Below are 22467 nucleotides of genomic sequence, written 5' to 3'. Positions count from 1 at the left end.
CCCCACAGACGGGCGGGCACCCCGGAGTACGGTCCTTGGGGGTGCCCGTCGGCTTGTTCTCAGGCCGTCGGCCAGGGAACCTGCGGCGACCGGTAGTACCCGATGCCCAGCGCCTCCCACCGCGGCCCCTGCGCGGCGAGCCGCAGCCGGTACGCCTCCCAGTCGTGCGTGGCCGCGGGCGACCAGCCGAGCTCGGCGACACCGGCGAGCCTCGGGAAGGCCATGTAGTCGATGTGGGCGGAGGTCGAGACGGTCTCCGCCCACAGGGGCGCCTCGACGCCCTGCACGGCCTGCGCGGGCACACCCGGCAGATAGGAGCCCGGGTCCCAGTCGTAGGACCGCTTCACTTCGACATAGCCCGCCCAGGACAAACCGAGCGGGGTCTCCTTGGTGTACTTCATGTCGAGGTAGATGCGATCGGCCGGGGAGAGGATGATCCCGGTTCCGTTCTGCGCGGCCTTCGCCACCCGGGCCTTCTCCTCGGCGCTGGTGCGGTCCAGCCCCCAGTACTGCACGAGCGCCCCCTTCGCCGGGTTCGCGCCGGTCAGCTGGTGCCAGCCGATGACCGTCTTGCCGTACCGGGCGACGATCGGCTGCACCCGGTCCATGAACGTCACGTAGTCCGCGTGGCTGGTGGAGTGCGCCTCGTCGCCGCCGATGTGCAGGTAGCGGCCGGGAGTGAGCGCGGCCAGCTCCCGGACGACGTCGTCCACGAACTCGTACGTCACCTCCTTCGGCACGCACAGCGAGCTGAAGCCGACATCGGTGCCGGTGTAGAGCGGGGGTGCCACGCCGTCGCAGTTCAGCTCGGCGTACGAGGCGAGTGCCGCGTTGGTGTGGCCGGGCATGTCGATCTCGGGGACGACCTCCAGATAGCGGGAGGCCGCGTAGCGGACGATCTCCTTGTAGTCGTCCTTGGTGTAGTGACCGCCGGGGCCGCCGCCGACCTGGGTGGAGCCGCCGTACGTGGCGAGCCGGGGCCAGGAGTCGAGGGCGATGCGCCAGCCCTGGTCGTCGCTCAGGTGCAGGTGCAGCTTGTTGATCTTGTAGAGGGCGAGCTGGTCGATGTAGCGCTTGACCTGGTCGACGGTGAAGAAGTGGCGGGAGACGTCGAGCATCGCGCCCCGGTAGGCGTAGCGCGGGGCGTCCTCGACGGTGCCGCCCGCGATCTGCCAGGGGCCGGGCTGCACGGAGTCCTTCTCGACGGCCGCGGGGAGGAGCTGGCGCAGGGTCTGGACACCGTGGAACAGGCCGGCGGGGGACCCGGCGCTGATGGTGACGTGTCGGGGATCGCTGTCCAGGCGGTAGCCCTCGGCTGCGAACCTGCCGTCCGCGAGCCGGAGTCGGATGCCGCCGGTGCCGTGCGAGGTGACCGGCAGGGGGTAGCCGGTGGAGGGCCTGAGGATGTTCGCGAGGTACTCGCCGATGCGGCGGGCCTCGCGTGAGTCGTCGACGCGGATGCGGGTGGTGTTCGTGATGCGGTACGGGGATCCGCCCGGCTGGGCCGACACGGGGGCGGGGAGGAGCCGGCCGTAGGGGCCCGGGGCCTCCGCCGCCGGTGCGGGCGTGGTGGCGGCGGCGAGGGCGCCGGCCGCCACGAACAGCAGCAGCGGTGCGAGGAGTCGGGTCGTACGGGGAGTCGTTCCGGGGGGTCGTCTCACCTGCGCTCCCTTCACAGTGCCTGTCCACCATCACTTGCCCGCAATGGGTATAGACCAATCTCTCGCAGAACCGGTGGAACAATCCCCCGCATGGCGGAAATCATCCAGAAGGACGGGACTTGGGCCTTCGACGGCGACGCGCTGCGGCTCACGCCCGGGCGGGACAAGAACGTGGGCCTCTTACGCAGAACGATGGGCGAACTCGTCGTGCCGTTGGGGGCGTTGGCCGGGGTGTCGTTCGAGCAGGGCCGTAGGAGCGGGCGGCTCAGGCTGCGCCTGCGGGACGGCGCCGATCCGCTGCTGCACGCGACCGGCGGCCGGCTGACCGAACCGCACGATCCGTACCAACTGGTAGTCGAATCCGACCGCTACGGGGTCGCCGAGTACTTCGTGGACGAGGTGCGCAACGCCCTGCTGCTCGACCGCGTCCCGTCCGACCCGGTCGGCGAGTACCTGCTGCCGGGCCCCTCCGTGCCCCTGTCCGTGTCCGCCGGGGACGGCACCGCGAGCTTCGACGGCGAGCAGGTGCGCCTGGAGTGGAACTGGAAGACGGAGGACGCCAAGGCCGCCGCCGGCGCCCGTACGCTCGCCGTCGCCGACATCGCGGCCGTGGAGTGGCATCCGGCGGTCGGCCTGGAGAACGGCTGGCTGCGCTTCACCGTGAAGAACGCGCCCACCAAGGCCCCGCCCAAGTACGACCCCAACTCCGTGGACCTGTGGGGATTCAAGAAGGACCCGCTGATGGCCCTGGTCGCGGCGGCCGTCCAGGCCCGCCTGCCGCACCCGGCCACGGCCGCGGTCATCGACGTACGGCCGGAGGAACCCGTGCTGCTTCCCCAGCCCGCCGCCCCCGCCGAGGACGACCACGACGCGCTGCTGCGGCGGCTGCGGGAGCTGGGTGAGCTGCACCGCGACGGTGTGCTCACGGACGAGGAGTTCGCCAGGGCCAAGCAGGCGGTCCTCAAACGCATGTAGCGCGGGTGAGGACCGCCTGCCGCGGGAGTTCCACAGGTGCGCCCCGCCTTCCGGGCGCACCTGGCCTACTTGGCCTACTTGGCCCTGCGGGCCACCGTGAAGTGGTCGACCTGCTCGCCGCTCTCGGCGATGCCGCGCACCGTCAGGGTGGCGGTACGGCCCCGGGGCGCGGGGGTGACGTCCACGCGCAGGAAGGAGTAGTCGAGGTAGCGCACGCGCGACCAGGCGACCGTCTCGTTCTGCTTGCCGTCCTTGGTGTTGATGAACGAGGCGACGGACTCGACCTCGTTCTCGTGGCCCTCGTACGACAGCGGGGCGGTGAAGGCGTACAGGCTGCGGCCCGCCGCGCCCGCCGTCACGTACACCACGCCGTCCGTCTCCGGGTAGGCCGTGCCGCCGATCGGGAGCTTCTTGGTGACCGCGCCCGCCTTGATGACGTCCGTGCGCTCATACTGGTGGTTGTGGCCGTTGATCACCAGGTCGACCGTGTACTTCTCGAACAGCGGCACCCACTCCTGGCGCACGCCCCCCTCCGAGGCGTGCGCGGTGGAGGTGCAGTAGGCGCAGTGGTGGAAGAAGACGACGACGAAGTCGACGTCGTCGGAGGCCCGGTACTTCTTCAGCTGGGCCTCCAGCCACTTGGTCTGGGTGCCGCCGGAGAGGCCGAGGTTGGCCGGGATCTCGAAGGAGACGTCGTTGGCGTCGAGCGAGATGACCGCGGTGTTGCCGTAGACGAAGGAGTAGACGCCCGGGAGGTTCGTCCTGTCCGGCCCGTTGTCGGGGAGCGTCCAGCGGGCCTCCTCGCCTCCGTAGCCGTGGGGCGCGTACCAGGCCTCCATGTCGTGGTTGCCGTAGGCGGGCATCCACGGAACGGACTTGGCGACGGACTCGGTCTGCGCGAGGAACTGGTCCCATATGCGGGAGTCGAAGCCGGTGTCGCTGGTCTTGCCCGAGCCGGACGGGTCACCGTACGCGATGTCGCCGGCGTGCAGGTGGAAGGCCGGGTTCTGGCCGAGGAGCAGGCTGTTGTTGGCGAGGCCGTGGTAGCCGACGCCCTCGTCGCCGAAGGCCGTGAAGGTGAACGGCGCCTTGTGGGCGGGGGCGGTGGTGAAGGTGCCGAGGGTGCCCAGGAGGTGCGGGGCGGCCGGGTCGAAGCCGGCGTGGCCGACGCCGTAGTAGTACGTCCTGCCGGGCTTGAGGTGGGTGAGCTTGGCGTGCAGGTAGTACTGGGTGTGGTCGCCGCTGGCTCCGACACCGGCCGGGGTGTACAGGGTGCGCACCTCGGCGTCGATCTTGCGGGAGAGGTCCCAGGGGTGGGCACCGACGCGGATGAAGGGCTTCTTCACCGCGATCGGGACCTGCCAGGAGACGGTGATCTCGGTGCGGGGGTCGTTGCCGTAGGCGAGGTGGCGGCCGAAGGGGGCGACGCGGGAGCCGTCGACGGTCTCGGTGCTCGGCGCGGTCCGCGTCGGGACGGCGGCCTGTGCGGTGGCGCCGGGTACGAACGCGCCACCGGCGACGGCGCCCAGGGTGACCGCGCCACCGCGGATCATCGTGCGCCGGGAGAATCTGCTGCGCAGGTACTCGTGCTGCTCGGCCATGCTCATGCGCTCGGCCAGCTGCTCGGGTACCCCCATGCGAGGAATGTCCATGGCGTCTGAAACTCGTCCCCTCGGGCGACGAGCCGCGGGACGCCGGATGGACGGCCGACGAACAGGTCCTCATGACGGATTCAATGTTCCCCCAAAGATCCCCAACAGGCGCCTGCCCGAATTCGGGCAGGATTCTTGCGAAACCGGCTTCCGTGCCCCAAGATCTAGCGGGTGCACGACGAACTTGTTGATCACCTGACGCGGTCCACGCCCCTGAACCGGGGCGAGGCGCTGCGGGTGGTCCAGGACGTGCTCGCCTACTTCGACGAGACGACCGAGCAATACGTCCGTCGCCGCCACCGCGAGCTCCAGGCCCAGGGCCTGGTCAACGCGACGATCTTCGACCGGATCGAGGCGGACCTGAAATACCGTGCGGTGGCGCCGCCCGAGCTCACGCTCAGGCAACTGCGGCGCATCGTCTACGGCTGATCGAGAGCTTGGGGACATCTGTACATGTGCGGAATTGTCGGTTACATCGGGAAGCGTGACGTCGCCCCGCTGCTCCTTGAGGGCCTGCAGCGACTGGAGTACCGCGGGTACGACTCGGCGGGCATCGTCGTCACCACCCCGACGAGCGGCCGCCTGAGGATGGTCAAGGCCAAGGGCCGGGTCCGTGACCTGGAGGCCAAGGTTCCGGCGCGCTTCAAGGGCACCACCGGCATCGCCCACACCCGCTGGGCCACCCACGGCGCCCCGTCCGACGTGAACGCCCACCCGCACCTGTCGGCCGACCAGAAGGTCGCCGTCGTCCACAACGGCATCATCGACAACGCCTCCGACCTGCGCAAGAAGCTGGAGGCGGACGGCGTCGAGTTCCTCTCCGAGACCGACACCGAGGTCCTCACCCACCTCATCGCCCGCTCCCAGGCCGTGAAGCTCGAGGACAAGGTCCGCGAGGCGCTGCGCGTAGTCGAGGGCACGTACGGCATCGCCGTCATGCACGCCGACTTCTCGGACCGCATCGTCGTCGCCCGCAACGGCTCCCCGGTCGTCCTCGGCATCGGCGAGAAGGAGATGTTCGTCGCCTCGGACATCGCCGCCCTGGTCGCCCACACCCGGCAGATAGTCACGCTGGACGACGGCGAGATGGCCACCCTCAAGGCCGACGACTTCCGCACGTACACCACCGAGGGCACCCGTACGACCGCCGAGCCCACCACCGTCGAGTGGGAGGCCGCCTCCTACGACATGGGCGGCCACGACACGTACATGCACAAGGAGATCTTCGAGCAGGCCGACGCCGTGGACCGCGTGCTGCGCGGCCGCATCGACGACCGCTTCTCCACCGTGCACCTCGGCGGCCTCAACCTGGACGCCCGCGAGGCGCGCCAGATCCGCCGCGTGAAGATCCTCGGCTGCGGCACCTCGTACCACGCGGGCATGATCGGCGCCCAGATGATCGAGGAGCTGGCCCGCATCCCGGCGGACGCCGAGCCCGCGTCCGAGTTCCGCTACCGCAACGCGGTCGTCGACCCCGACACCCTGTACATCGCCGTCTCCCAGTCCGGTGAGACGTACGACGTGCTGGCGGCCGTCCAGGAGCTGAAGCGCAAGGGCGCGCGGGTCCTCGGCGTGGTGAACGTGGTCGGCTCGGCGATCGCCCGCGAGGCCGACGGCGGCATCTACGTGCACGCGGGCCCCGAGGTCTGCGTGGTGTCCACCAAGTGCTTCACCAACACCACGGTCGCCTTCGCGCTGCTCGCCCTGCACCTGGGCCGCACCCGTGACCTGTCGGTCCGCGACGGCAAGCGGATCATCGAGGGCCTGCGCAAGCTGCCCGCCCAGATCTCCGAGATCCTCCAGCAGGAGGAGGAGGTCAAGAAGCTGGCCGAGCAGTACGCCGACGCCCGCTCCATGCTCTTCATCGGCCGCGTCCGGGGCTACCCGGTGGCGCGTGAGGCCTCCCTGAAGCTCAAGGAGGTCTCGTACATCCACGCCGAGGCCTACCCGGCCTCCGAGCTCAAGCACGGTCCGCTCGCGCTGATCGAGCCGGCCCTGCCGACGGTCGCCATCGTCCCCGACGACGACCTCCTGGAGAAGAACCGCGCGGCCCTGGAGGAGATCAAGGCCCGCAGCGGCCAGATCCTGGCCGTCGCCCACCAGGACCAGCCCAAGGCCGACCACACGATCCTCGTCCCCAAGAACGAGGACGAGCTGGACCCCATCCTCATGGGCATCCCCCTCCAACTCCTCGCCTACCACACGGCAAAGGCCCTGGGCCGGGACATCGACAAGCCGAGGAATCTCGCCAAGTCGGTGACGGTCGAGTAGCAGCGCTCCCGACAGGGGCGCGGGGCTGTGGCAATGTGCGGCTCCGCCGCGTCGGCGCGAGCAACCACAACGCCCCTGCAGGGCAGAGCGAAAAGAGCGGACCCCCTGTGGTGCCACCCACCACAGGGGGTCCGCTCTTTTCGCCGGGGGCCTCCGCTCGGCTGCCGATCAGCCCGTGGCTGTCACCCCGGGGCGGGCACAAGGGAGTTGAACGACGCCGAAAGCGTGTCGGAGGATCAGGGGATCACGATGACGGGCCGCTGTGCCCGCTTGGCGAGGCGCCCGGCGACGGAGCCGAAGATCCGGCCGACGATGCCGTGCGTGGAGCCCACGACGATCGCGTCGGCCTCGTACTCCCGCCCCACCTCTTCGAGTTCGTGGCAGATGTCGCCGCCGCGCTCGACGAGGATCCACGGCACCTCGGCGAGGTAGTCCGCGCAGGCGAGCTCGAGGCCGAGGACCTCGGTGCGGTGATCGGGGACGTCCACGAAGACGGGCGGCTCGCAGCCGGCCCACACCGTCGTCGGCAGCCGGTTGGCGACGTGGACGATGATCAGGCCCGAGCCGGAGCGGTGGGCCATGCCGATCGCGTACGCGAGGGCGCGCTCGCTGGAGGTGGAGCCGTCGAAGCCGACGACCACGCCGTGCTTGAAGGCGGGATCGCAGGAATGGCGTAGCTCTTCAGCCGCCAGGGGCTCGGCCGCCGTGGGGTCGGCGACGGGCCGCTTGCGGTCCGCGGGTTCGAAGAATTCGTGACCGGCCATGGCTGTCTCGGGGTCGTGATCCTTATTGGGTGGGACGACAGTGTGCGGCGGAGCTGTGTCCGGGAATCATCTTCCCAACCCCATACCCCCAAGGGTACGGCGCCAAGCCTCCGTGGCCCAGCTCCCGCCCACCGTGCGTGGGGGTTCCAGGGAGCATGCACGAGGGGCGCCCGTAACGCAATGGTTGCTGCCCCGTACAGGCGGTTTGCACAGGGTTCACTTACCGGGCGCTCACATCGCGGTCCTACGGCCCCCACGGCAGTGACCGACCGGTCGAACACGCGTTGAACCCCGTGACCGCTGTCCCTGGGAGGAGCCCGCCATGTCCTCACCCCGTTCGACCCCCGAGGGGCACCCGGCCGAGGACACCGCGACCGACGTCATCCGCTGGGCCGCTTTCAGCTGCGTCCTCGTCCCGGTGGTCCTCCTCTGGTACGGCACGTCCCTCGCCGGCGCCGCGGGCACCGCACTCGGTCTCGCCGCCGTCACCGCGGTCTGCCGGTTCCTGCTGCGCCGCTCCGAGCGCAACCGGGGCCGCTGCCACAGGACCGCGGCGGGCTCCCGCGGGGGCGGGCGTCACACTGGGGGAAACACACCGGTCGGCTGACCGGTTTTCACGCACGCAACCGCATCTTTTCAGCCAACTTCTGGCGTGTGTACACCCCTTGCCGTAACCACCCCCCACCCCCCGTTTGACCTGCACGGAAAGGGCCTCCGGGACCCTGCGCACCCTACGTGGATTGGCCACTGCGACAAGGCGCACTTCCCTGCACGCCCCACGAGTGCAACGCTTCGTGATCGAATGCTTCACGCCAAGTTGCCATGTCGACAATGTGCCGGGTGCCGAACCCGGTCACGGCGGCACAACGGCACACAGTAGATTCGATCTTGACTTTCTTATGGCGGGGGACTCGTGCAGGACCGAGGGGAAACGTGCAGGAGCGACACAACCGAGGAGCCGCGACCACCGAGGGGGGCTTAGCAGTATGAGCCACGACTCCACTGCCGCGCCGGAAGCCGCGGCCCGGAAGCTTTCCGGGCGACGCCGCAAGGAGATCGTCGCGGTGCTGCTGTTCAGCGGCGGCCCCATCTTCGAGAGTTCCATTCCGCTGTCGGTGTTCGGGATTGACCGCCAGGACGCCGGCGTGCCGCGCTACCGCTTGTTGGTGTGCGGCGGCGAGGAGGGCCCGCTGCGGACCACAGGGGGCCTGGAACTCACCGCACCACATGGCCTGGAGGCGATCTCCCGGGCAGGCACGGTGGTCGTGCCCGCCTGGCGTTCGATCACCTCGCCGCCACCGGAGGAGGCGCTCGACGCACTCCGCCGGGCGCACGAGGAAGGCGCCCGCATCGTCGGACTGTGCACCGGCGCCTTCGTGCTGGCGGCAGCGGGCCTGCTGGACGGCCGCCCCGCGACAACACACTGGATGTACGCACCGACGCTGGCCAAGCGCTATCCGTCGGTGCACGTGGATCCGCGCGAACTGTTCGTCGACGACGGCGACGTCCTGACGTCGGCCGGTACGGCGGCGGGCATCGACCTCTGTCTCCACATCGTGCGGACGGACCACGGCAACGAGGCGGCCGGCGCGCTGGCCCGCCGTCTGGTGGTCCCGCCGCGCCGGTCGGGCGGCCAGGAGCGCTATCTCGACAGGTCTTTACCAGAGGAGATCGGCGCCGACCCGCTCGCCGAGGTCGTCGCCTGGGCGCTGGAGCATCTCCACGAGCAGTTCGACGTGGAGACGCTGGCCGCGCGTGCGTACATGAGCCGCCGTACGTTCGACCGCCGCTTCCGGTCCCTGACCGGCAGCGCGCCGCTGCAGTGGCTGATCACGCAGCGCGTCCTGCAGGCCCAGCGTCTGCTGGAGACGTCGGACTACTCGGTGGACGAGGTGGCGGGCCGCTGCGGCTTCCGCTCCCCGGTGGCGCTGCGGGGCCACTTCCGCCGTCAGCTCGGCTCGTCCCCGGCCGCCTACCGGGCCGCGTACCGCGCCCGCAGGCCGCAGGTCGACAAGCCGACGGACGGCGAGATTCCGCCATCCCCGGCGGTGACCGGCACCCCGGGCGGCCTCGCCCCCGCCGGTCTGCACCCGGACAGCGCGGTACCACTCCAGGCCCGGCGCACGGCGGCCGGCGCCATCGGCCTCCAGTCGGAGCACGCCCGCGACCACGCCCGTGAGGCCTACGTCCCGAGCAGGGCGAGCCTCCCGGGCCAGCGAAGCGGAACGTGAGCTGAACAGAGCGGAGAGCCGACCGGGGTCCACGGCAAGTGGACCCCGGTCGGTGCTGTTCTGCCGGCTCGGGGCACCACATCAGTGAACCCCAGCCTTAGGGTGGTCGCATGAACGATCGCATGGTGTGGATCGACTGCGAGATGACCGGCCTCTCGCTGTCCGACGACGCGCTCATCGAGGTTGCCGCCCTCGTCACCGACTCCGAACTCAACGTCCTCGGCGAGGGCGTCGACATCGTCATCCGGCCCCCGTCCAGGGCCCTGGAGACCATGCCGGAGGTGGTGCGCCAGATGCACACCGCGTCCGGCCTGCTCGACGAGCTGGCCGGCGGCACGACGCTCACCGAGGCAGAGGAGCAGGTGCTGGCCTACATCCGGGAGCACGTGAAGGAGCCGGGCAAGGCGCCGCTGTGCGGCAACTCCGTCGGCACGGACCGCGGCTTCCTCCTCCGTGACATGCCGACGCTCGAGAACTACCTCCACTACCGGATCGTCGACGTCTCCTCGGTGAAGGAGCTGGCCCGCCGCTGGTACCCGCGGGCGTACTTCAACAGCCCCGAGAAGAACGGCAACCACCGCGCCCTCGCCGACATCCGCGAGTCCATCGCGGAGCTGCGCTACTACCGCGAAGCCATCTTCGTACCGCAGCCCGGCCCGGACTCGGACACCGCCAAGACGATCGCGGCGAAGCACGTCCTGCCTGCTCAGCAGGCGTAAGCACGGTCCACGAGGGGGCGCCGTAAAAGCTGTGCGCGAGCACCCCTTCGGACCCTGTACACTTTTTCTCGGCCGGTCGGGGAAGAACATTCCTCGAACTGCCGGTCATGGTGGGTGTAGCTCAGTTGGTAGAGCACCTGGTTGTGGTCCAGGATGCCGCGGGTTCGAGTCCCGTCACTCACCCTGAATAATCAAGGGCTGATCCGTGCAAACGGGTCAGCCCTTGATGTTTCTTCTCACCATGGGAACATCGCGGGAACGCCCCTGAGGCGTGTATCGAATGTGCTGTTCACAGCCACTCGTGCCCCCCGCCCCGGTCACGCCGCTCTCGTGTCCTCACCGGCCAGGAACGGACGCAGCAGCGTGAGCAGGGCGCGCGGGCGGTGCAGCGGGATGATGTGGCCGCAGTCTTCGATGACGTGTCCGGTGAGATCGTCGGTGACCGGGCGGAGCTGGCGTTCCAGCGCAGCACCGACAGGCTGGGCGCCCAGCGCCATCGTCGGCACCGTCAGGCGGGCAGTGGTGACCGCCTGCTCGATCTGTACCGCGCTCTCGGGCAGGGCCCGGTAGTACGAGAACGCACAGCTCAACGCCTGACGGCCGGTGTATGCGCGGACGAAGGCGTCCCGGACGGCAGGGCGCACCCCGTCGCCGAGCGTGCCGGTGCGCAGGAACCAGTCGACGTAAGCGGCCTCATGGCCCTCCAGCACGGTCTCGGCGAGGCCGGGCGCGGCGGAATGGAAGCCGAACCACCACGGCGGCCCGTCGACAAGGAAGTCCTCGGCGCCGGGCAGCCTGCCCAGCAGGGACTCCATGACGACCAGGCGCCGAACGAGATCGGGGCGGCGCAGGGCAAGGAGGAAGGCCGGCGGGGTGCCCGCGTCGATGCCCACCACCGCGGCCGAGGACACGCCGAGCGTGGTGAGAAGCGCCGCGGCGTCCTCGGCCAGAGTGCCCGCGTCGTACCCGGAGGCGGCCCGGCTGCTCGCGCCGAACCCGCGCAGGTCCGGCGCGATGACGCGGTAGCGGCCGGACAGTTCGGCCATGACGTCCGTCCACAGCTCCCAGGTATGCGGGAAGCCGTGCAGCAGCAGGACGGCTGGGCCCGATCCGGCGAGGGCGACGTTCAGTTCGACGCCGTTGACGGGGACGCGTTGCAGCTCGGGCATGGAGGGACTCCAGGCGTGTGGTGATGGAAAGTGACAAGGTCACGTTAGGGAACTAGCCTGGCCCGCCCAAGACGGCACTTTCCCTTCAGGTGGTGAGCCCCGGGTGACCACGTCGAGGCCCGGCGGACCTGACCAGCGGCCCGGTGAGCGCGGTGATTTGCTGGATCCGCGTTGCCCGACCCGCCAGTTGCTCGACCGCATCGGCACCAAGTGGACGTCGATGGCGGTCAAGGTGCTGGCCGAGGAGGCTCCGGGCGAGCTCCGCTTCGCGGAACTGCGGCGCCGTATCCCGGGCATCTCACAGAAGATGCTGTCCACCACCCTGCAGAGCCTGGCCCGCGACGGCCTGGTCGCGCGCCGCGTGGAACCCACCGTGCCGCCCGCCGTCCACTACCGGCTCACCGAGCTCGGCCTGTCCCTCGAAGGACCGCTCTCCGTCCTGCGGGTCTGGGCCGAGACACACATGCCGGCGATCGACCGCAACAACCAGCTCGCCGACGAGTCACCCCCCAACTAGGGCCTGTCCGGCGGGAGGGGAGGGCAGCAGCGACCCCGCCGATGCGGGGGCGCTGTGTTTCTGGGTGATCTCGGTAAGGGCGTTTCCCGCTCACAGAGCAGCCGAGCGTCAGGCTTGGCGTTCCTCCCTGCCCCCGTGGGAGCATGACCCCGCTTCTTGTTGGCCACAGAGCTCCCGGGAGCCAGCCGTTCACGCCGAGCCGATCAGTACCGACCGCCTGAACCTCCTCCCGCTGGCCGTCGAGCACGCCGAGGAGATGGCGGTCGTCCTCTCCGACCCCGCGCTGCACGCCTTCATCGGCGGCACGCCCCTCACCCCCGACGCCCTGCGGACCCGCTACGAGCGTCTGGTCGCGGGCTCCCCGGACCCGTCCGTGTCCTGGTGCAACTGGGTCCTGCGGGTGCGCCACGAGTGGCAGCTCGTCGGAACCGTCCAGGCCACGGTCACCGCGGAGGGCGTCGCCGAGATCGCCTGGGTGACCGGCACCCCCTGGCAGGGTCGCGGCTTCGGCTCGGAGGCGGCCCGGGCACTCGTGCGGTGGCTGCGCGACAGCCCCGTCCACACGGTCATCGCCCACATCCACCCCGACCACGCGGCCTCCGCCGCCGTGGCCGAGGCCGCCGGCCTCTCCCCCACCGGCGAGACGCACGACGGCGAGACCCACTGGCGGCTACCCCTGCGCTCCTGAAAGGAGAGCGCGAAGGCGTTCACCGCGCTCAGGACGACGCACGAGCCACCAGTTCCGTCGCCAGCACCACCTGGCGGCGCTCCAGCCCGCGGGAGGCGGCCGGGCGGCGGTCGGCGATCTCCGCGAGGAGGAGGTCGAGCATCGTGCGGCCCATCTCCTCGATGGGCTGGCGGACGCTGGTCAGGGGCGGGTCCATGTGGCGGGCGATGGCCGAGTCGTCGTAGCCGACCAGGGCCACGTCGTCCGGGATGTGGCGGCCCGCTTCCCGCAGGGCCTGGCGGGCACCGGCCGCCATGACGTCCGAGCCGGCGAAGACCGCGTCCAGTTCGGGGCGGCGCTCCAGCAGGTTGCGCATCGCCCTGCTGCCGCCCTCCTCGGTGAAGTCGCCCGGTTCGAGGAGGAGTTCGTCCACGACGTGGCCCGCGTCGCGCAGGGCGTCGCGGTAGCCGTCGACGCGCCGCTCAGCGCCGTAGACGTCGAGGCGCCCGGTGATGTGGGCGATGCGGGTGCGGCCCCGGTCGAGCAGGTGCTCCACGGCCGAGCGGGCGCCGCCGTAGTTGTCGGAGTCGACCGAGGTCAGCGTCTCCGCGGCCGACCTCGGGCCGCTGATCACCGCCGGGATCTCCAGCTGGGAGAGCAGGTCGGGCAGGGGGTCGTCGGCGTGCACGGAGACCAGCAGGACGCCGTCCACGCGGTGGGCCGCCAGATACTGGGCGAGGCGGCGGCGCTCGCGGTCGTTGCCGGCGAAGATCAGCAGCAGCTGCATCTCGGTGTCCGACAGCTCCGCCCCGACACCCTTCAGCATGTCCGAGAAGTACGGCTCCGAGAAGAAGCGGGTCTCCGGCTCGGGAACGACCAGGGCGATCGCGTCCGTGCGGTTCGCGGCCAGGGCGCGCGCGGCCGTGTTGGGGACGTACCCCAGCTCGGCGACCGCCGCCTCGACCGCCGCGCGGGTGGCGTCGCTGACCCGGGGTGAGCCGTTGATGACCCGGGAGACCGTGCCGCGGCCGACGCCGGCGCGCGCGGCGACCTCCTCGAGTGTGGGCCGCCCTCCACTCCGGTTCCGCGTTCCGTGGCTTGCCATGGGCTCCGCCTCCCGTCGAACCTTTCGATGGCCTGGAATTTAACAGTCCCGTCCGTGCCGGTGACCGGCACGGGGGCAGCCGCCCCCGCCCTCCGCCGGGCGAACCGATATATGCCAATTCGGGCGGAATGTTCGCCACCCCCTGGAGTTAGTTAACAGCCCGATAACTGAACACATCTCACCGCGCCGACTCCCTTGACACCCCCGCTCCGACCGACGACTCTTCAACACATCACTTGTGGGAGCGCTCCCACGGTACCTGAGACATACACATCCCGCACGTTCCCCGCCCGAGCCGCCAACGAGAACTAACGGGCCCAACCACGCAGTTGGCCGGGGGGTCGGCACGTCAGGGCAACAGGAGGACGCAATGCGAGCACGTACCCGAATCGCCCGCAAGGCGCTGGTCCTCGCGGCCGTCGCGTCGCTGGGCACCGGGCTGCTGGCCGGCTGTGCCGACGACGGTGGAGACGACGGCTCCGGCGGTTCGTCGGACGGCGGCGGCAAGGGCAAGACGAAGATCACCCTGGGACTCTTCGGCAGCTTCGGCTTCGAGGAGGCCGGCCTGTACAAGGAGTACGAGAAGCTCCACCCGGACATCGACGTCCAGCAGACCGTCATCGAGCGGAACGAGAACTACTACCCGCCCCTGGTCAATCACCTCACCACCAACAGTGGCCTCCAGGACATCCAGGGCATCGAGGTCGGCAACATCGCCGAGGTCGTCGAAAAGTACTCCGACAAGTTCGTCGACCTGTCGAAGTACGGCAAGGAGAGCGACTACCTGCCCTGGAAGTGGCAGCAGGGGACCGCGAAGAGCGGTCAGACGGTCGGCCTCGGCACCGACGTCGGTCCGATGGCCATCTGCTACCGCAAGGACCTGTTCCAGGCGGCCGGTCTGCCCACCGACCGCGAGCAGGTCGGCAAGCTGTGGGCGGGCGACTGGGCGAAGCTCGTCCAGGTCGGCAAGGACTACAAGGCGAAGGCGCCCAAGGGCACCACCTTCATGGACTCCCCCGGCGGCCTGTTCAACGCCATCGTCGGCAGTGAGAAGGAGCGGTTCTACGACGCCTCCGGCAAGGTCGTCTACAAGACGAACCCGGCCGTCAAGAAGGCGTTCGACCTGACGGCCGAGGCCGCAGAGGACGGCCTGATCGGCAACCAGACGCAGTTCCAGCCGGCCTGGGACACCACGATCGCCAACAGCAAGTTCGCCGCGATGGCCTGCCCGCCGTGGATGCTCGGCTACATCGAGAGCAAGTCGAAGCCGGAGAGCGCCGGCAAGTGGGACCTGGCCGTGCCGCCGAAGGCCGCCAACTGGGGCGGCTCCTTCCTCAGCGTGCCGAAGTCGGGCAAGAACGCCGAGGAGGCCGCGAAGCTGGCCGCCTGGCTGACCGCGCCCGAGCAGCAGGCGAAGCTGTTCTCCAAGCGCGGCAGCTTCCCGACCGCGCAGGCCGCCTACGACCTGCCGCTGGTGAAGGACGCGAAGAACAAGATGACCGGTGACGCCCCGATCGGCCAGATCTACGCGCCGCTGGCCGCGGAGCTCCCGGTTCAGGTGGTCGGCGCGAAGGACCAGATCATCCAGCAGGGTCTGACCGACAACGGCGTGATCCTGGTGACCCAGGGCAAGTCGCCCAAGGATGCCTGGGACAACGCGGTCAAGACCATCGACAACAACCTGGAGAAGTGACCGGTCATGGCCACCCGGCACGACACCGCCGCCGCGCCCCCCGTAAAGGAGGGGGGCGCGGCCCCGGCCCGTCCGCCCGCCGAGTCCCCTGAGACGATCAGGAAGCGGGCCCGGCTGTCCCGCCGCTGGCAGCGGGACGTTCGCTGGAGTCCGTACGCCTTCGTCTCGCCCTTCTTCCTGCTGTTCGCGGCGTTCGGCCTGTTCCCGCTGATCTACACGGCGTGGGCCTCGCTGCACGCGGTGGAGCTGACCGCGCCCACCGACATGGAGTGGGTGGGCCTGCGCAACTACACCCGGATCTTCGACGACGAGTTCTACTGGAACGCGGCGAAGAACACCCTGACCATCGGGATCATCTCCACCGTCCCGCAGTTGATGATGGCGCTGGGCATCGCCCACATCCTCAACTACCGGCTGCGTGCCTCGACCTTCTACCGGGTCGCGATGCTCGCGCCGTACGCCACCTCGATCGCCGCGGCGTCCCTCGTCTTCGTACTGCTCTTCGGCCGTGACTACGGCATGATCAACTGGGCGCTGGACCTGGTCGGCATCGACAAGATCGACTGGCAGAACGAGAAGTGGCCCTCACAGATCGCCGTCTCCTCGATCGTGATCTGGCGCTGGACCGGCTACAACGCGCTGATCTACCTGGCCGCGATGCAGGCGATCCCGCAAGACTTGTACGAGTCGGCGGCCCTCGACGGGGCCAACCGCTGGCAGCAGTTCCTCCACGTCACGCTGCCGTCGCTGCGCCCGACGATCCTGTTCACCTGTGTGGTGTCGACCATCGGCGCCTCGCAGCTCTTCGGTGAGCCCCTGCTGTTCGACTCCACCAAGGGTGCTTCCGGCGGCTCGCAGCACCAGTTCCAGACGCTCGGCCTGTACATGTACGAACAGGGCTGGGTGAACCAGCACCTGGGCCGCGCCTCCGCGATCGCCTGGACGATGTTCCTGATCCTGATCGCGATCGGCATCGTCAACTACGTCATCTCGCGCCGGCTGCGCGCCAGTAGTTAGGAGAACCGGCCGTGACGACGACCCTGACGAAACCCGAGGCCGACGCGGCGCCCGAGCCGCCGAAGCGTTCACGCGGCATGAAGGCGGCACGCGCGGGCGGGCAGATGCACGCCGGTCCTGTGGCGTACATCATCCTTGCCGTGTTCACCATCGTGTCGCTGCTCCCGCTGGTGTGGACGGCGATCGCCGCGTCGCGCGACAACCAGCGCCTCGCGCAGAACCCGCCACCGTTCTGGTTCGGCTCGGGCCTGTTCGACAAGCTCGAACTCGCCTGGACGGATGCCAACCTGGGCGAGGCGTTCCTCAACACCACGATCGTGGCCGGTGTTTCGGCGCTGACCATCGTCTTCCTGTCGACGATCGCCGGGTTCGCCTTCGCCAAGCTGAAGTTCAGGGGCCGGGGTGCCCTGATGCTGATCGTGATCGGCACGATGATGGTGCCGCCGCAGCTCCAGGTGATCCCGCTGTACATGATGGTCGCCAAGCTCGACTGGACCGACCAGTTGCAGGCGGTGATCCTGCCCTCGCTGGTGAGCGCGTTCGGCGTGTTCTTCATGCGGCAGTACCTGATCCAGGCCCTGCCGGACGAGATCATCGAGGCGGCCCGGGTGGACGGCGCGAGCAGCTGGCGCGTGGTGTGGCACGTGGTGTTCCCGACCGCGCGTCCGGCGATGGCGGTCCTGGGCATGCTGATGTTCGTCCAGACCTGGAACGACTTCCTGTGGCCCTTCCTGGTGCTGACCCAGACCGGCAACCCGACCGTGCAGGTGGCGGTCGCGGGCCTGGGCCGCGGCTACACCCCCGACCAGTCCCTGATCATGGCGGGCGCGCTGCTGGGCACGCTGCCGCTGCTGCTGGTCTTCGCGATCTTCGGCAAGCAGATCGTCGGTGGCATCATGCAGGGCGCCGTCAAGGGCTGACCCCCTGCTTCCAGGGGCCGAGCCACCGCCGTCTCGGCCCCGTTCCTCTCCCTCCCCCCTCCCCCCAACCGTCGGTCTCCTCGACCTCCTATGGGAGCGCTTCCATGCCTGAGTCCGCACAGTCCGTGACTTTTCCCCCCGCCTTCCTCTGGGGTGCCGCGACGTCCGCGTACCAGATCGAGGGGGCGGTGCGGGAGGACGGCCGCACCCCCTCGATCTGGGACACCTTCAGCCATACGCCCGGCAAGACGGCCGGCGGCGAGACCGGTGACATCGCTGTCGACCACTACCACCGCTACCGCGACGACGTGGCGCTGATGGCGGAGCTGGGCCTTACGGCGTACCGCTTCTCGATCTCCTGGTCGCGGGTGCAGCCGACGGGTCGCGGCCCGGCCGTGCAGGTGGGCCTGGACTTCTACCGCCGCCTGGTCGACGAGCTGCTCGAGCGCGGCATCAAGCCGGCCGTCACCCTCTACCACTGGGACCTGCCGCAGGAGCTGGAGGACGCCGGCGGCTGGCCCGAGCGCGACACTGCGTTCCGCTTCGCCGAGTACGCGCAGATCGTCGGCGAGGCGCTCGGCGACCGTGTGGAGAGCTGGATCACGCTCAACGAGCCGTGGTGCAGCGCGTTCTTGGGCTACGCCTCCGGCGTGCACGCCCCCGGCCGTACGGACCCGGCGGCCTCTCTGCGCGCGGCCCACCATCTGAACCTGGCGCACGGCCTGGGCACGTCCGCGCTGCGGGCGTCGATGCCGGCGCGTAATTCGGTGGCGATCAGTCTCAACTCTTCGGTGGTCCGGCCGCTTTCGCCGGGCGACCCGGCGGATCTGGCGGCCGTCCAGAAGATCGACGACCTGGCCAACGGCGTCTTCCACGGTCCGATCCTGCACGGCGCCTACCCGGAGACCCTCCTCGCCGCGACCTCGTCGGTGACGGACTGGTCGTACGTCCTCGACGGCGACCTGCGCAGCATCAACCAGCCGCTGGACGCGCTGGGCCTGAACTACTACACCCCGGCGCTCGTCTCGGCGGCGGACACCGAGGTGAAGGGCCCGAGGTCGGACGGCCACGGCGCGAGCGACCACTCCCCCTGGCCGGGCGCGGACGACGTCGCCTTCCACCAGACGCCGGGCGACCGCACGGAGATGGGCTGGACGATCGACCCGACGGGCCTGCACGACCTGATCATCCGCTACACCCGCGAGGCTCCGGGCCTGCCGCTGTACATCACCGAGAACGGCGCGGCCTACGACGACAAGCCCGACCCCGACGGCCGCGTCCACGACCCGGAGCGGGTCGCGTACCTGCACGGCCACCTGTCGGCAGTGCGCCGCGCCATCGCCGACGGGGCAGACGTGCGGGGCTACTTCCTGTGGTCCCTGCTGGACAACTTCGAGTGGGCGTACGGCTACGAGAAGCGGTTCGGGGCGGTGTACGTGGACTACGCGACCCTGGCCCGCACCCCGAAGTCGAGCGCCCTGTGGTACGGCCAGGCGGCCCGCACGGGCACGCTGCCGACGGTGGAGCCCGTATAGCCGGAAGGTAACCAGAAGCCGGGGGGAACCGGGGAAGGAGCGCGGCACGTCGTGGGGGCGTGCCGCGCTCCGTCGGTCCTCACGAGAGTCCTCGTCGATACGAGAGTTCCCCGTCGATGTCGATCAGGGCAGGACGGAACGAGGTTCCCGCACCACGGCCACCCCGCCCGGCGGCACCGTCACCGAACCGTCCGTGAGCGGTCTGCCCGTGAGGAGTTCGACGGCGTCCGCCGCGACCGGGACCTCAGCGCCCTTGCCCCGGTGGTCGATGAGGAAGAGGTAGTCCGCGTCCCGCCCCCGCCTCAGCGCCGCTTCCACACCCTCGGGCGTCACCCGCACCGGTGTCACGCCCGCCTCCGTGCGGATGCGGTCCAGCAGCGCAGTCAACGTGTCCGGGTCGGGCAGGGTCGCCACGTACCAGGCGGTGCCCGTGCCGTAGCCGTGGCGGGTGAGCGCCGGGACGCCGGTGAGTGGGCCGTCGGTGTACGAGGACACGACCTGGGCGCCGGTCGGCCGTACCCGCTCCGACCAGAGCGAGCCCGTGCCGCCGCCTTCCAGGCCGACCGTCTCCCCGGGCAGCAAGGGGAACAGTTCGTCCGTCCGCACTCCCAGCGCCTCCCGGAACGCGCCCGGGTAACCGCCCAGCCGGACATGGCAGTTCTCGTCGACGGCTCCGCTGTGGAAGCCGACGACCAGGGTGCCGCCGCGCTCGGTGAAACCGGTGAGGTTCTCGGCTCCCGCGTCGTCCACCAGGTACAGGCTCGGGGCCAGGACCAGGCGGTATGCCGAAAGGTCGGCGCCCGGGCGTACGAAGTCCACGGCGATGCCCGCCCGCCACAGGGGCTCGTACCAGGAGCGGACGAGGTCCAGTTGGCGGACCTCCTCGCTGGGCTGGGAGGGGAGTTCCAGGGCCCACTTGGCGTTCCAGTCCCACACCACGGCCACCTCGGCCACGCCCCGGCTGCCGCGGACCTCCGCCAAGGCCCGCAGGTCCGCGCCCAGTTGGACCACGTCCCGCCAGATCACGCTGTCGGTGCCGGCGTGCGGCAGCATCGCCGAGTGCCACTGTTCGGCGCCCGCCTTCGCGGCCCGCCACTGGAAGAAGGCGATGCCGTCGGCGCCCCGTGCGACATGGGCGAGTGCGTTGCGCCGCAACTCGCCGGGTCCCTTCGCCCTGTTGACGTGCTGCCAGTTCACCGCACCCGTCGAGTGTTCCATCAGCAGCCAGGGCCCGCCCGCCAACGACCGCACCAGGTCGCCGCTGAGCGCGATGTCGATCTCCGACTCGGGGTCGGTGGAGCGGAGGTAGTGGTCGTTGGAGACGACGTCCAGCTCCGGCGCCCAGCGCCAGTAGTCCAGCGCGTCGAAGTTGTACATCACCATGAAGTTGGTGGTGGCGGGCGTCGAAGGGGCCGCCTCGCGCAGCACGTCCCGCTCCGCCGTGCACAGCGACAGCAGCTCGTCCGAGCAGAACCGGCGCCAGTCCAGCTGGTGGGTCGGGTTCGGGACGGCGCCCGTCGCGCGCGGCGGGATGATCTCGTCCCAGTCGTAGTACCACTGGCTCCAGAAGGTGGTGCCCCAGGCGTCGTTCAGTGCCGCGAGGTCATCGGCATAGCGAGTCCGCAGCCAGCGCCGGAACGCCTCCGCGCTCGTGTCGCAGTGGCACTCCGCGTTGTGGCAGCCGTACTCGTTGTGGACGTGCCACATCACGACCGCCGGGTGGTCGGCGTAGCGACGGCCCAGTTCGCCCGCGATCCGCAGGGCCGCCGCACGGTACGCGGGGCTGCTCGGGCAGAACGTCTGGCGGCTGCCGTACGACAGCCGGCGGCCGTCCCGGTCCACGGGCAGCGCCTCGGGGTGGGCCCTGAAGAACCAGGCCGGCGGGGCCGCGGTCGGGGTGGCCAGGTCGGCGGCGATGCCGTGGGTGTACAGCATGTCGAGGATGCGGTCGAGGCGCGAGAAGTCGTACGCGCCCTCGGCGGGTTCCAGCAGCGCCCAGGAGAAGATGTTGACGCTGACCATGTTCACCCCGGCCTCGGCCATGAGCCGTACGTCCTCGGCCCAGACCTCCTCGGGCCACTGCTCGGGGTTGTAGTCGCCGCCGTACGCGAGTCCGGGCAGGGACAGGGTGCGCTTCACTCCGCGCCTCCCGACAGCAGTCGGCGGGTGGTGGTGACGCCCCACTGGTCCAGGGACAGCAGCCGGTCGCTGGAAGCCATCAGGCCGCCGGTGGCCTCCACGTGCGCCGCCCACCGCTCCCGGGTCTCCACGGCCGGGCGGGCCATCAGGCAGTCCGGGTCGTTGACCCAGAGTCGGCCGTGCTGCCACTGCCTGCCCACGCCGGTGAACTCGGCCGGGTCCTGACCGGGCTGGCTGTGGTCGTCGGCCTCGGGGCGGCGGTGCGGTGCCGTGTCGGGGCTGACCCGCATGGCGTCGAACAGGCCGATCGAGGGCAGGATCGGCGCGCCGCAGCCCAGCAGGTAGGCGTCGGGGCCGATGGCCTCGCGGATGAGCCGGATGCCGTCGCGGTACGACCGGAGAGGGTCGGCCGTCCCGTGCCGTACGCCCTCCAGCGCGCCCGCGTACAGGAAGTCGACCTTGAAGTAGTCGTAGCCCTCGGCGCGCAGGGTGGCGTACACCCCGGTCAGGTAGGCCGCCGCGTAAGGGTGCGTGGTGTCGAGCACGCACAGGTCGTGGCCCCAGTTGCGGCCGGCGTGCGCGAAGCCGCCCTCCGCGTCGCGGACCAGCCAGTCGGGGTGATCGGCGGCCAGGTCGCTCGCCGGGTCGACGAGGAAGGGTGCCGTCCAGATGCCGGCCCGGCGGCCTCGGGCGCGGATGGCGTCGGCGATGCCCGCGCGGGAGCGGAAGCGGCCGGAGAGGGTGAGCCAGTCGCCGAGGGCCTTCTGGTAGCCGTCGTCGATCTGGACGACGTCGACGGGCAGGCCGAGGGTGTCCATCGCGCGCAGGTTCTCGTGGATGTCGTCCTCGGTGACGGCGGTGAAGTACTCGTACCAGGAGCACCAGACCGTCGGCGCGCGGCGGGGCGCCTCGACTCCCAGGGCGTCGGCCCACTCCCCCAGCAGCGCCTGGATGTCCGCGCCGGTCCACTCCTTCACCGGGCCGTCGGCGCTGATCTCGGCGACGGCCCGGTCCCGGACGACCAGGCGGATCGACGGCACCTCTTGGAGGGGTTCCGCCGCCGCCCACAGGCGGACCGGGGAGCCGTCGCCGGGGTCGAGCGCGAGCAGGCCCTCGCCCTGGAAGGCGCCCTCGGGGACGGTGACGCCGGGCCGGTAGCAGACCGTCGCCCAGTTGGCGTTCGTCGGGCGGTACGGCGTCGCGTCGAGGGCGTAGGCGCCGCTGGGGCTCCAGGACTGCCAGCCTTCTTCGTGGACGCTGGCCCTGCGCGGGTCCACCGGCACGGAGGCGACCGGAGTGAAGGGGTGGTGCACGGAGGTCTCTTTCAAGGAGAGGGCGTCAGCCCTTGTTGGCGCCGAGCGTGAGTCCGCTGACGAACTGCCTCTGCAGTGCGAAGTACACGACCAGTGTCGGGATCGCGGTGAGCAGGGCG

19 protein-coding genes, 1 tRNA gene and 1 pseudogene are annotated in these 22467 nt (G+C 70.2%); 13 read left to right on the top strand and 8 right to left on the bottom strand.

Going from position 1 to position 22467, the window contains the following annotated elements:
- Window positions 1-59: 59 nt before the first annotated feature.
- The gene (locus tag ACFYWX_RS34960; protein ID WP_389428852.1) at window positions 60-1661 is read right to left on the bottom strand and encodes a beta-N-acetylhexosaminidase; all 1602 of its coding nucleotides are present in this window, start codon (window positions 1659-1661) and stop codon (window positions 60-62) included.
- A 90-nt stretch (window positions 1662-1751) separates the two neighbouring features.
- Between ACFYWX_RS34960 and ACFYWX_RS34955 the strand changes: the two genes are divergently transcribed.
- Window positions 1752-2636 carry a DUF4429 domain-containing protein gene (locus ACFYWX_RS34955; protein ID WP_389428851.1) on the top strand — a complete coding sequence of 295 codons (885 nt, stop codon included), beginning with the start codon at window positions 1752-1754 and terminating at the stop codon, window positions 2634-2636.
- A gap of 74 nt (window positions 2637-2710) precedes the next feature.
- On the opposite strand, the gene ACFYWX_RS34950 is transcribed toward ACFYWX_RS34955, so the two are convergent.
- Window positions 2711-4273 carry a fibronectin type III domain-containing protein gene (locus ACFYWX_RS34950; protein WP_389428850.1) on the bottom strand — a complete coding sequence of 521 codons (1563 nt, stop codon included), beginning with the start codon at window positions 4271-4273 and terminating at the stop codon, window positions 2711-2713.
- A 186-nt stretch (window positions 4274-4459) separates the two neighbouring features.
- Between ACFYWX_RS34950 and ACFYWX_RS34945 the strand changes: the two genes are divergently transcribed.
- Complete coding sequence (locus tag ACFYWX_RS34945; protein WP_389428849.1) at window positions 4460-4717, top strand: hypothetical protein; 258 nt, start codon at window positions 4460-4462, stop codon at window positions 4715-4717.
- A 24-nt stretch (window positions 4718-4741) separates the two neighbouring features.
- The gene (glmS, locus tag ACFYWX_RS34940) at window positions 4742-6559 is read left to right on the top strand and encodes a glutamine--fructose-6-phosphate transaminase (isomerizing) (RefSeq protein ID WP_389428848.1); all 1818 of its coding nucleotides are present in this window, start codon (window positions 4742-4744) and stop codon (window positions 6557-6559) included.
- A gap of 236 nt (window positions 6560-6795) precedes the next feature.
- On the opposite strand, the gene ACFYWX_RS34935 is transcribed toward glmS, so the two are convergent.
- Complete coding sequence (locus tag ACFYWX_RS34935; protein ID WP_097216812.1) at window positions 6796-7323, bottom strand: universal stress protein; 528 nt, start codon at window positions 7321-7323, stop codon at window positions 6796-6798.
- A 322-nt stretch (window positions 7324-7645) separates the two neighbouring features.
- Between ACFYWX_RS34935 and ACFYWX_RS34930 the strand changes: the two genes are divergently transcribed.
- The 4 genes from ACFYWX_RS34930 (at window position 7646) to ACFYWX_RS34915 (ending at window position 10456) form a co-directional block, all read left to right on the top strand.
- Complete coding sequence (locus ACFYWX_RS34930; RefSeq protein WP_389428847.1) at window positions 7646-7930, top strand: hypothetical protein; 285 nt, start codon at window positions 7646-7648, stop codon at window positions 7928-7930.
- A 379-nt stretch (window positions 7931-8309) separates the two neighbouring features.
- Window positions 8310-9554 (top strand): helix-turn-helix domain-containing protein, encoded by a 1245-nt coding sequence (locus ACFYWX_RS34925; RefSeq protein WP_389428846.1) that lies wholly within the window; start codon window positions 8310-8312, stop codon window positions 9552-9554.
- A gap of 110 nt (window positions 9555-9664) precedes the next feature.
- Window positions 9665-10273 (top strand): oligoribonuclease, encoded by a 609-nt coding sequence (gene orn / locus ACFYWX_RS34920; RefSeq protein ID WP_389428845.1) that lies wholly within the window; start codon window positions 9665-9667, stop codon window positions 10271-10273.
- A 110-nt stretch (window positions 10274-10383) separates the two neighbouring features.
- Window positions 10384-10456: transfer RNA gene (locus ACFYWX_RS34915), tRNA-His, on the top strand.
- A gap of 134 nt (window positions 10457-10590) precedes the next feature.
- On the opposite strand, the gene ACFYWX_RS34910 is transcribed toward ACFYWX_RS34915, so the two are convergent.
- Window positions 10591-11442 carry an alpha/beta fold hydrolase gene (locus ACFYWX_RS34910; RefSeq protein ID WP_389428844.1) on the bottom strand — a complete coding sequence of 284 codons (852 nt, stop codon included), beginning with the start codon at window positions 11440-11442 and terminating at the stop codon, window positions 10591-10593.
- A 103-nt stretch (window positions 11443-11545) separates the two neighbouring features.
- On the opposite strand from ACFYWX_RS34910, the gene ACFYWX_RS34905 reads away from it, so the two are divergent.
- A complete protein-coding gene (locus ACFYWX_RS34905; protein WP_389428843.1) occupies window positions 11546-11959 on the top strand; it encodes a winged helix-turn-helix transcriptional regulator in 414 nt (137 codons plus the stop codon).
- A 202-nt stretch (window positions 11960-12161) separates the two neighbouring features.
- Window positions 12162-12647 (top strand): GNAT family N-acetyltransferase, encoded by a 486-nt coding sequence (locus tag ACFYWX_RS34900; protein WP_389428954.1) that lies wholly within the window; start codon window positions 12162-12164, stop codon window positions 12645-12647.
- A 28-nt stretch (window positions 12648-12675) separates the two neighbouring features.
- On the opposite strand, the gene ACFYWX_RS34895 is transcribed toward ACFYWX_RS34900, so the two are convergent.
- Complete coding sequence (locus tag ACFYWX_RS34895; protein ID WP_389428842.1) at window positions 12676-13731, bottom strand: LacI family DNA-binding transcriptional regulator; 1056 nt, start codon at window positions 13729-13731, stop codon at window positions 12676-12678.
- 370 nt (window positions 13732-14101) lie between these two features.
- On the opposite strand from ACFYWX_RS34895, the gene ACFYWX_RS34890 reads away from it, so the two are divergent.
- From ACFYWX_RS34890 to ACFYWX_RS34875, 4 genes are all read left to right on the top strand, one after another.
- A complete protein-coding gene (locus tag ACFYWX_RS34890) occupies window positions 14102-15424 on the top strand; it encodes an ABC transporter substrate-binding protein (protein ID WP_389428841.1) in 1323 nt (440 codons plus the stop codon).
- A gap of 6 nt (window positions 15425-15430) precedes the next feature.
- Window positions 15431-16441 (top strand): carbohydrate ABC transporter permease, encoded by a 1011-nt coding sequence (locus ACFYWX_RS34885; protein ID WP_389428840.1) that lies wholly within the window; start codon window positions 15431-15433, stop codon window positions 16439-16441.
- Window positions 16442-16452: 11 nt separating this feature from the next.
- Window positions 16453-17361 (top strand): carbohydrate ABC transporter permease, encoded by a 909-nt coding sequence (locus ACFYWX_RS34880; RefSeq protein WP_389428839.1) that lies wholly within the window; start codon window positions 16453-16455, stop codon window positions 17359-17361.
- 104 nt (window positions 17362-17465) lie between these two features.
- Entirely contained in the window at window positions 17466-18896 is a 1431-nt protein-coding gene (locus tag ACFYWX_RS34875; protein WP_389428838.1) for a GH1 family beta-glucosidase, read from the top strand.
- 123 nt (window positions 18897-19019) lie between these two features.
- Here ACFYWX_RS34875 and ACFYWX_RS34870 read toward each other — a convergent pair whose 3' ends face one another.
- The 3 genes and pseudogenes from ACFYWX_RS34870 to ACFYWX_RS34860 all read right to left on the bottom strand — a co-directional run.
- Window positions 19020-21035, bottom strand: a complete 2016-nt coding sequence (locus ACFYWX_RS34870; protein ID WP_389428837.1) for a beta-galactosidase — start codon at window positions 21033-21035, stop codon at window positions 19020-19022.
- Complete coding sequence (locus tag ACFYWX_RS34865; RefSeq protein ID WP_389428953.1) at window positions 21032-22348, bottom strand: glycoside hydrolase family 36 protein; 1317 nt, start codon at window positions 22346-22348, stop codon at window positions 21032-21034. Before ACFYWX_RS34865 ends, ACFYWX_RS34870 begins: the two co-directional genes overlap by 4 nt.
- 25 nt (window positions 22349-22373) lie before the next feature.
- Window positions 22374-22467 (bottom strand): annotated as a pseudogene (locus ACFYWX_RS34860) (carbohydrate ABC transporter permease); the annotation flags it as partial.

The sequence above is a fragment of the Streptomyces sp. NPDC002888 genome (genome assembly GCF_042888465.1).
Classification (GTDB): Bacteria; Actinomycetota; Actinomycetes; order Streptomycetales; family Streptomycetaceae; genus Streptomyces.
This window is presented reverse-complemented; position numbering and strand designations above follow the sequence as displayed.